14 protein-coding genes are annotated in these 12,991 nt (G+C 57.1%); 13 read left to right on the plus strand and 1 reads right to left on the minus strand.

Features of this window, described 5'->3' with window-relative positions:
• Positions 1-4: 4 nt before the first annotated feature.
• From GPA21_RS08900 to GPA21_RS08915, 4 genes are all read left to right on the plus strand, one after another.
• A complete protein-coding gene (locus tag GPA21_RS08900; RefSeq protein ID WP_168987849.1) occupies positions 5-433 on the plus strand; it encodes a nucleotidyltransferase substrate binding protein in 429 nt (142 codons plus the stop codon).
• A gap of 1 nt (position 434) precedes the next feature.
• On the plus strand, positions 435-749 hold the full coding sequence (locus GPA21_RS08905) for a nucleotidyltransferase domain-containing protein (protein ID WP_168987850.1): 315 nt from the start codon (positions 435-437) through the stop codon (positions 747-749).
• 85 nt (positions 750-834) lie between these two features.
• A complete protein-coding gene (locus tag GPA21_RS08910; protein ID WP_168987851.1) occupies positions 835-1,098 on the plus strand; it encodes a type II toxin-antitoxin system CcdA family antitoxin in 264 nt (87 codons plus the stop codon).
• Positions 1,098-1,415 carry a CcdB family protein gene (locus tag GPA21_RS08915; protein ID WP_168987852.1) on the plus strand — a complete coding sequence of 106 codons (318 nt, stop codon included), beginning with the start codon at positions 1,098-1,100 and terminating at the stop codon, positions 1,413-1,415. The genes GPA21_RS08910 and GPA21_RS08915 overlap by 1 nt, the downstream gene beginning before the upstream one ends.
• Positions 1,416-1,499: 84 nt before the next feature.
• Here GPA21_RS08915 and GPA21_RS08920 read toward each other — a convergent pair whose 3' ends face one another.
• Complete coding sequence (locus tag GPA21_RS08920; protein WP_168987853.1) at positions 1,500-1,730, minus strand: hypothetical protein; 231 nt, start codon at positions 1,728-1,730, stop codon at positions 1,500-1,502.
• On the opposite strand from GPA21_RS08920, the gene GPA21_RS08925 reads away from it, so the two are divergent.
• The 9 genes from GPA21_RS08925 to GPA21_RS08965 are packed head-to-tail and all read left to right on the plus strand — an operon-like array spanning position 1,722 to position 12,917.
• Positions 1,722-3,632 (plus strand): lipopolysaccharide kinase InaA family protein, encoded by a 1,911-nt coding sequence (locus tag GPA21_RS08925; RefSeq protein WP_168987854.1) that lies wholly within the window; start codon positions 1,722-1,724, stop codon positions 3,630-3,632. The two genes, GPA21_RS08920 and GPA21_RS08925, sit on opposite strands and share 9 nt — an antisense overlap.
• An 8-nt stretch (positions 3,633-3,640) precedes the next feature.
• Positions 3,641-5,137 carry a murein biosynthesis integral membrane protein MurJ gene (murJ, locus tag GPA21_RS08930; protein WP_168987855.1) on the plus strand — a complete coding sequence of 499 codons (1,497 nt, stop codon included), beginning with the start codon at positions 3,641-3,643 and terminating at the stop codon, positions 5,135-5,137.
• Complete coding sequence (locus tag GPA21_RS08935; protein ID WP_168987856.1) at positions 5,134-5,961, plus strand: aldolase/citrate lyase family protein; 828 nt, start codon at positions 5,134-5,136, stop codon at positions 5,959-5,961. The genes murJ and GPA21_RS08935 overlap by 4 nt, the downstream gene beginning before the upstream one ends.
• A gap of 41 nt (positions 5,962-6,002) precedes the next feature.
• On the plus strand, positions 6,003-7,868 hold the full coding sequence (gene asnB / locus GPA21_RS08940; RefSeq protein WP_168987857.1) for an asparagine synthase (glutamine-hydrolyzing): 1,866 nt from the start codon (positions 6,003-6,005) through the stop codon (positions 7,866-7,868).
• Entirely contained in the window at positions 7,865-8,419 is a 555-nt protein-coding gene (locus GPA21_RS08945; RefSeq protein ID WP_168987858.1) for a sugar transferase, read from the plus strand. Before asnB ends, GPA21_RS08945 begins: the two co-directional genes overlap by 4 nt.
• A gap of 30 nt (positions 8,420-8,449) precedes the next feature.
• Positions 8,450-9,130: a methyltransferase domain-containing protein gene (locus tag GPA21_RS08950; protein WP_168987859.1), complete on the plus strand. Its 681-nt coding sequence runs from the start codon at positions 8,450-8,452 to the stop codon at positions 9,128-9,130.
• A gap of 24 nt (positions 9,131-9,154) precedes the next feature.
• Positions 9,155-10,411 (plus strand): hypothetical protein, encoded by a 1,257-nt coding sequence (locus tag GPA21_RS08955; protein ID WP_168987860.1) that lies wholly within the window; start codon positions 9,155-9,157, stop codon positions 10,409-10,411.
• Positions 10,401-11,741: a hypothetical protein gene (locus GPA21_RS08960; RefSeq protein ID WP_168987861.1), complete on the plus strand. Its 1,341-nt coding sequence runs from the start codon at positions 10,401-10,403 to the stop codon at positions 11,739-11,741. The genes GPA21_RS08955 and GPA21_RS08960 overlap by 11 nt, the downstream gene beginning before the upstream one ends.
• Positions 11,742-11,750: 9 nt before the next feature.
• Positions 11,751-12,917, plus strand: a complete 1,167-nt coding sequence (locus GPA21_RS08965; protein ID WP_168987862.1) for a hypothetical protein — start codon at positions 11,751-11,753, stop codon at positions 12,915-12,917.
• The last annotated feature ends 74 nt before the right edge of the window (positions 12,918-12,991 follow it).

The following is a 12,991-nucleotide window of genomic DNA, read 5'->3' on the forward strand; positions in this document are numbered from 1 at the left end:
CACAATGCCGAAACCCAACGACATCCGCTGGCAACAACGCCACGCAAACTATGGCAAGGCGCTTTCCCGGCTGACCGATGCGGTCCGCTTGGCCGAGGAGCGCCCGCTGAGCGACCTCGAAAAGCAGGGCTTGATCCAGGCCTTTGAGTTTACGCACGAGCTCGCTTGGAACGTGCTCCGCGACTTCTTCGTCTGGCAAGGCTCGCAAAACATCATGGGATCGCGGGATGCAAGCCGTCAGGCATTTGCAAAAGGCCTCATCGAGGACGGCGAGGGCTGGATGGAGATGATTCAGAGCCGCAACCTGACCTCTCACACCTACAACGAAGAGATCGCAGACCTCATCGTGCAGCGGATCCTTACGCGCTACCACCCGCTCTTCCTGGCCCTCGACGCCAGGCTGGCATCACTCAGCTCCGACCAGACTACATAGCATGGCGGCTCAACCATTCGGCCTACCTCCCTCTTCCCTGGAACGAATCCTCGAAACCATCGGACGCTTCTCCGAAGTTGAGCGGGTGACGCTCTTTGGATCACGCGCGATGGGAACTGACCGCCCAGGCTCCGACATCGACCTGTGCCTCATCGCACCGGGCATCACGCTCGAGCGGCAGCTACTCATCGCTCGCGCCATCGACGAACTCGACCTCCCGTGGCAGGTCGATTTGCTATTTATGCACCAGATCGATAACGCCGCGCTGCGAGACCACATCGACCGGGTCGGAGTTACACTGCGCCCCCTCGGATAGCGCATCGCCCCGCGTATTTGACCGATCAACGCCCACAAGCATGTAGAATTCACATGCGCATAGCCCAATGCGCATGGAGCAATCAATGCCAAGCACGCGAACCCATCAACGCACTCGAACCGGCCCGCCCGGCAAGCGTGCGGTCAATCTGAGCCTGAGCAGCGACATACTCGACGCCGCTAAGCAGCTTGATATCAACATCTCCCAAGTTTGCGACAATGTCCTACGCGAAGTCGTCCGCCGTGCGCAGGAGCGCAAGTGGCAAGAGGATCACGCCGACTTCATCGCCGCCTACAACGCCACCGTCGAGGTCGAAGGTCTGCCGCTGGACGAGTGGAAAAACTTCTGATGGCGCGCTTCGATGTCTATGCCAATCCCGGTCGTCACGCCAACACCACGCCCTATCTGCTGGATGTGCAAAGTGACCTGCTCGACGGGCTGGATAGCCGCATGGCTGTCCCCTTGCGCAGCCTCCAACATTTTCCGCAGGTCAAACTGCCGACCCGCCTTACACCGGTGCTAACAATCAACGGGCAAGACTACCTCCTTGAGACACCCAAGATGGGCGCGGTGCCCGTGCGCGTGTTGAAGACTCCGGTGGCGTCCCTCGCAGATGAGCAGGTACAGATCACGCAGGCCTTGGAATTTCTCTTTCAAGGCTACTAGGGCACGCACGCATTCAACATGGCTAACAAACTCCAGTGGCGCTTCATTGCCGCCAACCTTCGCGCGCTGCTCACCGGCCAATTCTCAATGCCTCGTGGCCACCTGCCCCCAGTGGGGCACCGTGTGCCCGAAAGCTTCTGTGGCGTCGGCGTGGCCACCAACCCGGACCCGGCCACCGACGACGCCATCATCGCGGCGCTTAACGACCTCGGCGTAAAACAGGTCCGGCTCGACTTCACCTATGGCGATCTCGACAACCATGTCGCCCGCTTTCTTGAGCACCTGCTCGCCGAGGACTTCAAGGTCATGCTGCACATCCTGCAGCCCTTTGAAGCCGCTCGGGCCATGCCCTCGCACGCAGCCGAAGCGCAATGGCGTGACTTTCTCATCGCCACGCTCGATCGCTTCGGCCCCCGCGTCGAGATCGTCGAACTGTGCTCCACCATCAACCGCAATCGCTGGGCAGGCTACAGTCTCGAGGGGTTTCTATCGGCTTGGCGAATCGGGCACGAAGAAATCCGCAAACGCAACCTCGTCCTCGCCGGCCCGAGCATCACCGACTTCGAACCGCCCTGGACCATCGGCATCCTGGATCTGCTTGCCCGTGAGGGCCTACGGCCCGATATTCACACCGACAACCTTTTCGCGGAAAGGGCGACCGAGCCTGAACGTTGGGATCACAAGGCCCTCGGATCTCTTCTAGCTCCACGAGTCCGCTTCAACCTTCTCAAAAAGGCGCGGCTGCTACAGCGGCTTGGGGCCCACGCCGGGGTACCGAGAATGATGTCGCCCGCGGCCTTCTGGACCCTGCCACGCATTGAGCGCATGTTGCCTGATAGCGAGCAGAAGCAGGCAGACTACCTCAGCCGCTACATGGTGTTGTGCGCCGCATCCGGCGCGGTAGCCCGCGCCGGCTGGGGTCCACTGGTGTGTCATCGCGAAGGGCTGATTGACGACGGCGACCACGCCTACCCCAGGCTGGAGCGCATCACGCATTACGCATCGGTTACCGGCACCGCCTGCGACTTCAGGGTGCGGCCAGCGTTTCACGCACTGGCCGCGTTCAACCGGCTGATTCCGGGAGCACGCTATCTCGGCAGACATGGGCATGAGCTTGAGGTACATCGCTTCCTGCGCGACGACTCCGAGATTCACGTCATCTGGACCGCTAACGCACTGGCTGCAGCAGCGTGCGATGTCTATTCGCCTGCAGATATGATCAAGGCGGAGTGGCTGGATCGTGACGGCAACACCTTGTCAGAGCCCCCAACGCTCTTCTCGGAAGCACTGATCTACGCTAGCTGGCCAAAATCACTCACCCCGACCCTGTCCCCCCAGGCGCGCGCACTACCCGGCCTGCGTATCCATAGACATGAGGGCAAACTGCACTTTTACTACCGTAGCCCGGACTGGCATGGCATGGTGCTCGCCAGTAACCGTGCGGAGGCGGACATCCTTATGAAGGGGCTGCGCCCCGACATGCTTCAAACACCGGCCAAGCGCGCTGACAACGCGCTGCGACACGCCCGCAACGCGATCTGGACAGTCACTGATCCACGCGATGCGCATAAACAGCTAGTCGTCAAGAAACCCATTAAACACCACTTGCATAAAAAACTATTGGATCGCCTCAAACCCTCCAAGGCAGTCAGAAGCTGGAGCGGAGCTGCCGAGTTGTTGCGCCGTGGAGTCGACACAGCCAGACCAGTCGCCTGGTTCGAGGCACGTGGAGACAACCTGACAGAGAACTGGTTTGTTTGCGAAAAGATCGAGGGCGGTCAATCAGTCGGTGCGATATTCAGCCAGTTGAGGAGCGGGAAAGCACCGCAACGCTTGCAAGATACTCACATCCTCTATGAAATGCTGGCAGCGGAGCTGCATCGACTGCACGACAAAGGTGTGTTCTTTCGCGACCTGTCCGGTGGCAACATCATGATGCGTTCCGGAGATAAGGTGCAATTTGCACTTATCGACACAGCCCGATTGCGTGCAGGCAAGCCTGGTAGCGTCAATCTGCGGCAGCGGATGGCCGACCTGGTTCGCGCTTGCCACAAACTTTCGCCCCCCGAACAGCAAACTTTCATCCAGTGCTATTTTGCGGTTGATAAGCGACCTCCTCCTGCGTGTGTCCGTTATCACCTCGCCGCCTACGCGCTGAAAACCAGACTGAAACGGCAAATCAGGAAAACAGCGATTTACCAGCATCTGAAACGCTGACCCCACGAATGTCCTCATTGATAAAGTCCGGCCTCATCGTTTCCTTGTTCGTGCTCGCGGGGCGTCTGACCGGTTTCGGCAGAGAATGGCTGCTCGCTTTCCGAGGCGGCGCGAGCGAACACACTGACATCGCGATCGTGCTACTGACTTTCCCCGACCTGGTCGTTAACCTGTTGCTCGGTGGCGGACTGACGGCAGCGCTTGTTCCCGCGTACAAACGCTTGGGCCCGGGTGGGGACACCGCCTTGTTGATGCAAGCCTGTCGTATCATCGGCGGGGTATTTGTGCTGCTGGCCTTGAGCGTCGCAATCCTTGCGTTGCCAACGCTAAGCCTTCTAGCGCCAGGCTTGAGTGAATCCACAAGAGACTCTTTCGTCTGGCACTTCCGCCTCGTCACCCTGTCCTTGCCTATGGCCGCCCTGTCAGGCGCTGTGGTTGCCTTGCTGAACTCGCGGGAGCGCTTTGCACTCGGTGCGGCGGGCACGCTGATCTTCAATCTTTCGGTCATCGCCAGTCTACTGGTGTTACCCGCCACGGAAACGGTCACCGCCATTGCGGCAGGCGCCTTGATCGGAGCGGGTTTGCGTCTGGCTACGCAGACATGGGGCCTTAGACCAGTCTGGACCCCCCCGATCGGGCGGCATGGCCTGATTGATCGCACCCTTGTAGCTCAGTTTCTCGGCAGCTTCAGTTTTCTGACAGTGCTGGTGATACTGCCGCCACTCGCACGTGCATTTTCGTCACTAGACGACGCGGGTTCCTTGTCATTGTTCAACTATGCGTACAAGCTGGTCGAGCTGCCAATGGGCGTGGTCATTGGTTCAATCGTCACGGTATTGTTGCCACGACTGGCAGCAGACCTGCCACAAGGTAGCGCAGCAGCAGGACATGCAAGCTTGGCAACCAGTTTACGCTTTACGCTGCTGTTTTCCTTGATCATCGCTATCCCGTCGATATTTTTTGCCGACGTTCTCGTCCATATCGCCTTCTTCAGCGCCAATTTTCGAGCAGATCAGTTCGATACCCTCGCTGCGTTGGCCAGCATCGGCTTCATTGCCTTGCCCTTTCAGGCAATGCTCAATGTCTACGCGTCTGCCTTTGCGGCCAGCGGACACACACGACCACTTGTCGTGACGGCGATAGTCATGCTGTTTTCCGTTGCAGTTCTGGCACCAAATCTCCTGGCACAAATCGGCTTGAGGGGGGTCATGATGAGCTATGGCATCGCCTATCTCTTGGGAACCATCCTGCTCACATGGCATACAGCCCGACACTTTGGTCGCGCCACGCTCCGCTCGGCTTTGCATCATGCGCCGACAAACATCGCCCTCCCGGCTGCAGCAGGACTCGGCGTGGCATGTTTGGGCAGTACAATCAGCGTTGCCACGTGGTCCCGGTTACTGTGGGCGTGCCTGACAGTCATCGTGATGCTGACCCTTGTCATTCTGTCTGATCAGCGACTCAGAACCGCCTGCATGAAAAGAATCAAAGGACATGGCAGATGATGCAACTGATGATGATAGTCAACCAACCGGACATTGCTGCGCATGTTGCAGCTTGCGGTGTCGACCGGATCTTTGTTGACCTAGAGTACCTTGGCAAGCAGGAGCGACAGGGGCATCTTGATACCTGGATGTCACGGCATACACCCGATGACATCTCTTCCATCCGAGCTGCGATAGGCAACACCACGCTGCTTGTCCGCCTCAACCCGTGGCATGCAGGCTCGCATGGCGAGATCGAAGACGCCCTGACACGCGGCGCAGACCTGTTGATGCTGCCGATGTTCAAATCAATGGATGAAGTTCAGGGTTTCTGTAGATTGGTCCGGGAGCGTGTCCCAGTAATTCCCCTTGCCGAAACTCGCGAGGCCCTGAACATCCTGCCACTCGTGGCAAGAACACCTGGAGTCGGAGAGATCTTCATCGGACTCAACGACCTGCATCTGTCGCTCGGACAGGCATTCATGTTCCAACCGCTCGCCGATGGCACTTTGGACCGTATCGCGGAAACACTTGCCAAGGCCAACATGCCGTTTGGCTTTGGCGGTCTGGCGCGTATTGGAGAGGGCTTGCTGACGGCAGAACGGATAATCGGAGAGCACATCCGGCTTGGTTCCCGCTCAGCCATCCTGTCAAGGACATTTCACCGTCAGGCCAAGACGCTAGACGAACTGAACAAGGAAATGGATTTTGCGTGCGAAATCGCAAAACTGCGTCAATTCATCGCCGCCAGCGAAGCAGCCCACCCGTCAGTACTCGAATCCAACCGGCAGGAACTCAAACAAATCGTCAGTGAGATTGCCCTGCGTCTCGCAAATAGAAACTGATCTAACTGCAAGCCTCCACCAAGGCTTGCCGGAGCCAAAACGTGTGCGGAATTTTTGGATACTTTGACAGACAACGTGATCCCTTGCCGGACGACAAGCTGCGGGCCATGGGTGCGATATTGCGTCATCGTGGCCCGGATGATCAAGGTATCCACTTTGCAGAAGGCCTCGCCATTGGCAACCAGCGGCTTTCCATTATCGACATTGCCGGGGGGCACCAGCCCTTCGTGTCGGACGACGGAAATATTGCTGTGGTCCAGAACGGGGAAATATTCAATCATGTTGAACTGGCCCGGGAACTTGAGGGCTCAGCCTACGCTTGCCGTAGCCACTCCGACACCGAGGTGCTGCTGCGTCTTTATGAACGTGAAGGCATAGCCTTCCTGAACCGCCTAAACGGCATGTTCTCCATCGCCATTCATGATGCCAGGCAGGACGCTCTCTACCTTGTTCGCGATCGTATAGGGGTCAAACCGCTCTACATCCACGATGACGGCAAACGCCTCAGCTTTGGTTCCGAGATCAAATCGCTGTTGCGTACCGGCATCACCAGACAACTGAACCCGCAAGCGCTACACCACTATCTGACCTTCAACTACGTCCCGCCACCGCTAACGCTTTTCGAAGGTATCGAGCACCTCAAACCGGGGCATTTTCTGCGCATCGACCGCCGCGGCAGCCAGCAACACCAGTGGTGGTGCCTTGCTGACCAGCGCACCGAAACCCGCTCAGAGGACGACTGGATCGCGGAGTTCAACGCCACATTGGATGATGCGGTACGCCTCAGATTGCGCTCTGACGTGCCGTTTGGTGCTTTTCTGTCGGGTGGCGTGGACTCCAGCACCGTGGTCGGACTGATGAGTCGGCATATGAGCGAGCCAGTCAATACCTACGCCATCGGTTTTCACGAGCCGCGTTTCGATGAGAGCCCTTTTGCCGCACAGGCAGCCGCCCGCTTCGGAACCCGGCACACCATGCGCAAGGTTGACGCCAACATGCTCGACCTATGGCCGCTGGCGGTGTGGTTTTGCGATCAACCCCACGGCGACGTGTCATTCATGCCCACTTACCGTGTCGCCCGCCTCGCGGCACAGGAGGTCAAAGTCGTGCTGACCGGCGATGGCGGCGACGAACTATTTGCTGGCTACGACAAATACCGCAACTTCTTCTCTGCCACAGACGCGCTGAACTGCAGCGACGAACTCTTCCGCAAACGTTACCATGCCAATCTAAGTCTGTTCGATGAAACCGCAAAGTGTTCGCTGTACACCCCGGAGTTCGCCAAGCTAGCCGCCAACATCCAATCCTTTGACATCACCTGCCCCCTGTTCGATGAAGCGGCTCACCTTGACCGCATCAATCAGGCCTTGTACATCGACATGCGACTGCTGCTGGCCGGCAACAACCTGGTCAAACCTGACCGTATGGGTATGGCCTGCTCACTCGAGGCCCGCACTCCATTTCTTGACTATCGCATGATGGAACTCGCCTTTCGAATGCCCGGCAGCATCAAGCTACGTGACGGTGTGACCAAATACATCTTCAAGAAGGCTGCGCGCGAACTCATAGGCGATGACCTGGCCTACAGGCGCAAGCAAATGTTTACCGTGCCGGTTGGTGAGTGGTTTCGCGGTTCACTGGCCGGTTTCGTTCAAAACCTGCTGCTGTCCGAACGCACTTTGTCTCGGGATCTGTTCAAAGCCGAGTCGGTACGGAAACTGCTTCAAGAGCACCAGCAACCGGCATCCGATCGCACCCGCGAATTACGCGCGCTGATTGCAGTAGAATTGTGGGCGAGGACGTTCATTGACCCCACAGACTTCGAACAAGACTCTTCACCCGGTTTTGCTGAATTGGGCATTGCCTTCCCCACTACCTTCGCTCAAAACGCACCGAGCACCGAGTGAAGCGCTTTTTTGACATCCTTTGCGCGGCTTCCGCACTCGCGCTGCTCGCCCCCCTGTTGCTTGCCATTGCACTCATCGTGCGAATCGATTCGCCGGGTCCAGTGCTTTATCGCCAGACCCGGGTGGGACTGGGTGGAAAGACTTTCTCCATGTACAAATTCCGCAGCATGGTCACCAACGCCGACCGTATTGGCGGCTATCAAACGCAACAACAAGACCCTCGCATCACCACAAGCGGGCGCTGGCTCCGTAGAACAAGTCTCGACGAATTACCACAACTGCTCAATGTGCTCAAAGGCGACATGAGCGTTGTCGGACCTCGTCCCGATGTTCCGCAGCAGCAGTCGTTATACTCGAAGAATGACTGGACCTTACGACATAGCGTGCGACCGGGCATCACCGGCCTGGCGCAGGCAACGCTGAGATCCGATGCGACGACCAAGCAACGGCTGCAACTCGACCTTGACTATGTCGGGAGACATTCACTCCTTTTCGACCTGCGCATCATACTGATGACCGTCCGGCAACTCTGGACAAAAGGCAGCTACTAGCCAAGATAGACCAAGAATAAAGGCATGCAAATGAGCAATAACGAACAACCCAAATTCTTCAATGAAGTCGTCTTGCCCCACGCCAAGGGACAGGAAACCGGCTATCCCGAAGAATTGCTCCGTCACATCCTCCACGATCTCGCTGGCATCCACAAAGGGAGCTTCATGGACTTGGGAGGAGGCTGGGGCGCACACACAAAGATTGCCATGCATCTGGGCTTTGATGCGGTTTCACTGGACAGGGAGGCAGCAGCGGATGATGTACCTCACCTGATCTGCAACATCGCCAAGGAACGCTTCCCGTTTGATGACAACCATTTCGACGTGATTTTTTCCAAATCCGTCATCGAGCATTTCTATACCTTCGAATTGCCGCACCTCATGGCCGAGATCATTCGCGTACTCAAGCCCGGCGGCAAGGTCGTATTCATGACGCCAGACTGGGACTCGAATACCCGGAATTTTTACAAGGTGTTTTCACATGTCACTCCATACACTCGTGAAAGTCTGACCCAATGCCTCAAGATGTACGGATTCCAGAACGTCCAAACAACCAAGCTTATACAGCTTCCCTCGACATGGCACAGCCCGTTCATGGCAACGCTCGCACGCTTCACGGCTGCGCTCCCCCTACCTCGCAGCACGTCCAAATGGGTACGCTGGAGCAAAGAGGCCTCTCTTGTCGGCGTCGGCTGCAAACCACAAAACTGACAACCCAAGCAAAGCCAGCAACTGATGAAAGCATTTCTGACTTGTTATGGTGGTGCGCATGTTGCGGCCATAGCACCGTTGACACGTACGCTGACACAACTCGGCCACCAATGCACCCTGCTTGCCCTGACGACAGCAGCCCAAGTCGCTGAGCTCGAACAACTGAGCCCGCTTCGCCCAATAGACTTCATTGACACTTCAGACCCGGCTATACGTCTCCCTGGTATCAAGCTAGCCGAAAAGCATCATACTGATGGCAAGGGAATCACCCGTGAAGAGTCCATCGCCTATCTCGGGGTGTCGTTTCGTGATCTGGCCTCAGACATTGGTGAATCCGCAGCCTGGCAGCGTTATCGCGAGCTAGGTCTCAATGCCTTCACCCCTGTGCATTTCATGCGTGAGGTCTTGTCACGGATTCGGCCCGATGTCGTCGTCGCAACAACCTCGCCCAGAATGGAGAAAGCTGCATTGCGCGCAGCCTATCAACTCGACATCCCAAGCCTGTGTATGGTCGAGTTGTTCGGCATTCTTGAAGAACCCTGGCTTGGTCGCCCGGACAACGGTCACGTGATTGCGGTGTCGCGCGAAGACGTGACCAAACGCCTGATCGCTGCAGGGCGACAACGAGATGACATCCACCTCGTTGGCAGTCCCATGTTTGATCAGTTGGCCGATCCCGACCTGCCTTCCGCAGGGAAACGCTGGCGGCAGGAAAGGCGAATACCCGAAAACCAGAAACTGATTTTCTGGGCCGAACAACCCGAACCGGACGACCCTCAGTTGCCCCGACGGGTACGACAGCATCTTGCCGATATCTGCCGGGCCAACGGGTGGCGACTGATTGTGCGCTTGCATCCGAGCAGCACAGACCCACGCGGCGAGGTCATTCCCGAGGACTGCCTTCAGAGCTACGCGCATGAACCGCTGTCGCACCTGATCCACGCCTGTGATGTCGGCGTCACCCTGACCTCAACAGTCGGCTGGGAGCTTCTACTGTCGGGCAAGCCGCTGCTTGTTCCTCGTATCTCATCCTATGCACGCTTTGTAACCTACGGCGACAGTGACGGTGCGCTGGCGGTTGAGTCCCTTCAGGATGTTCAGTCCGGCCTTCAGAGCCTCCTGACGGATACACCGACCGCACAACAACTTGAAGCCCTTCGAAAAACCCTGCCGCAGCCGGGTGGCGCATCCGACCGGGTGGCCAAGCTGATTGAGGATGTCGTACTGCCACGACGCTACAGCCTCGAAAACCTGTACCGAGAACGTCATCATGAACCCTGAAACCAGACAGCCCGTCCTGCACGTCGTTCATTGCATTGACACGGAGGGGCCGCTCAACGAAGGCATACAAGCGACCTTCTCCCGGCTGAAAAGCATATTCGGCATAGACCTGCCCCCATCAGTCGCCACGCTTGAAGCCCTGCAACGCCAGAAAGTCGACCTTGGCGGAATGGAGGCACGTGTCGCCGCCGTACTATCGCCAGCCCTGCTGGCGTATAACCGCGACTGGAGCGATATTGAGCGAATGCTCGAAGACGCCTTGTCGGCCAGTTTCCGAAACCGCATGCTTGATGCAAACGGATGCGGCTGGGTATATAGCTGGCACTGCCTGGACCACCTAGGTTATACCGAAAACCCTCGTCATAAAGCCTTGGGTTATGGCAAGGTTTTCAACTTTTATAAACAGATTCTCGCATCAAGCAAAAGCACCCGGGACGAGATCAACTGGCATTTTCATCCACTCTCGCTGACACGCCGTCCGCTCGCTGCGGCGACCTCGTTCAACAACTCAATGGATATCCTGCTAGCAGTCATTGCCAGACGCATACTGGAAGACAGTTGGTTTCCAACCACCAACCGCCCTGGTTTTCATGCCGAGCGCCCGGATAGCCATCTATTCCTTGAACAATGGCTACCCTTCGACTACGCCAATCAAGCCTGTGACGACAACTTGCAAGGTCAGCGTGATCTTCAACTCGGACGCTTCGGAGACTGGACCCGCGCCCCCGCTGACTGGCTTGGCTATCACCCCCATCACGACGACTACCAGACACCCGGGCATTGCCGTCGCTGGATATTCCGATGCCTGAACGTTGGAACAAGGCTGCGTTGCCTGACCGAAACCCATGTCCGTCAGGCCTTTGATGACGCCTGCGCCAAAGGCAGCGCAATACTCGCTTTTGCCGACCATGACTATCGCGACATCCGTCCCGATGTTGATCATGTTCGACAGTTGCTTGCAAATGTCGCTCCCGACTATCCCGAGGTATCACTGCGCTTTTCGGGCGCAGAAGAAGCCGCTCAGCAACACGTCTGCCTGCTGGAAAATCGCCAACCTCAATCTCCGCCGTGTTTTGAGCTGCGGCTTGACGGCAACAGACTGCATGCCAGGCTGAGTGCAGGCAGCATGTTCGGTCCACAACCATTTCTTGCAATCCTCGATCACAGCGGCCGTTATTACCACGACAACCTCGACGTCATCGAACCCGGAAAGCACTGGACCTATGTATTCGATGAACAGACCTTGGCGCTGGAGTCCATATGCCGTACCGGCATAGGGGCTGCAGGTAAAGACGGTGGCTTTGGCGTCAATTCGATTTCTTTGGCATAAGCCTGAGACATGCACAACGCCCTCGTTAGTCACCAGAAGCTGCGTCAGGCCTATCTCTGCCTGTTGTTCGGAGCCATCGTGCTACCCATGCTACCAATCTGGCAGGGGGGGGTACGTGGGCTCACGGCTGTTTCGGTATTGTTCATCCTTTCCTGGAGTTTGGCGTCCAAACTGGTACTCGGACTGATCCTTGCCCTTGCTGGTCTGGCCAGCCTTGGAGGCTGGTTCCACGCCCTGCTCCAAAGCCCTGTTTCACACGTCATTCACTCGCTCACCGATGTTTTCGGTCACCCCGTCGGACTCTTGCCCGACCTGTCGTTACTCGGTTTTGACTTGCTGCTCGTTTCAATTTTTGGATCTTTACTATGGCATAAGCACACGACACCGTTATCACGCCTGTTCATCGCGGGGTTATCGTTGTTCTGGCTGCTAAGCCTGACCACAGTACTTATTGTCGCAACCAACGGCGCAGAAGAGGACGCAATCGCTCAAACTGCGACTGCGCTATCTGGTTGGGCAACCTGGGTTTACTGGGCTTTTCTGGCATTGTTGCTGTTTAAATCCACACAGCAACTCGAATCCGCAATCAAGGTTATCGCGTTTGCAGCGTTGCTGATAGGCAGCATTACCCTCACTCAATGGTCAATTGGTGACTATTCCTATTTTCTTGGCTCCATTGATGCTGGCGGTGACGCTTTCTACAGGGTACGCGGCACAGATTACTATCACGCACCTGCTGCACTGATCACCGCGCTTGGCACCATCGCGTTCTTCGGATGGATGCGCGGCCATGCCACACTCTGGCCAACACTAGGTGCAGTATTTCTCGTTGGCATCACAATCCTGAACAACACAAGGGCAGTCAGCCTGTCGCTCATCGCCGGCTTGCTCACGCTAACCGGACTGTTTGCGCTTCGCCGGAACTGGGGAATCGCGGCGCTAGCTTTAACCGCAGCCGTGGCCCTCACCCCCAACGTGATGTATCTCAAACCACCAGCATGGCTGGAAGCATCACAGACAGAACGTTCAAGTCAAACACGGGAACACGAACCAACCGTCGAGTCTCCTCCCGGTGCAGCAACGACTGAACTCGACAAAGACGACATTGGCTCAAGCCCAGCTCCTAACAGCGTGATGCAAAAGGCTGTGAACGATCCGAAAAGCTTTTTGTCATAGACACATCTCCAGACTCCTTGTCCTGCAACGATGCGCGGCCAACTCGACCCCCAGTCCTCGATGTTCCACTACTT

Origin of the sequence: Azoarcus taiwanensis (assembly GCF_012910885.1) — a bacterium.
Classification (GTDB): domain Bacteria; phylum Pseudomonadota; class Gammaproteobacteria; order Burkholderiales; family Rhodocyclaceae; genus Azoarcus_F; species Azoarcus_F taiwanensis.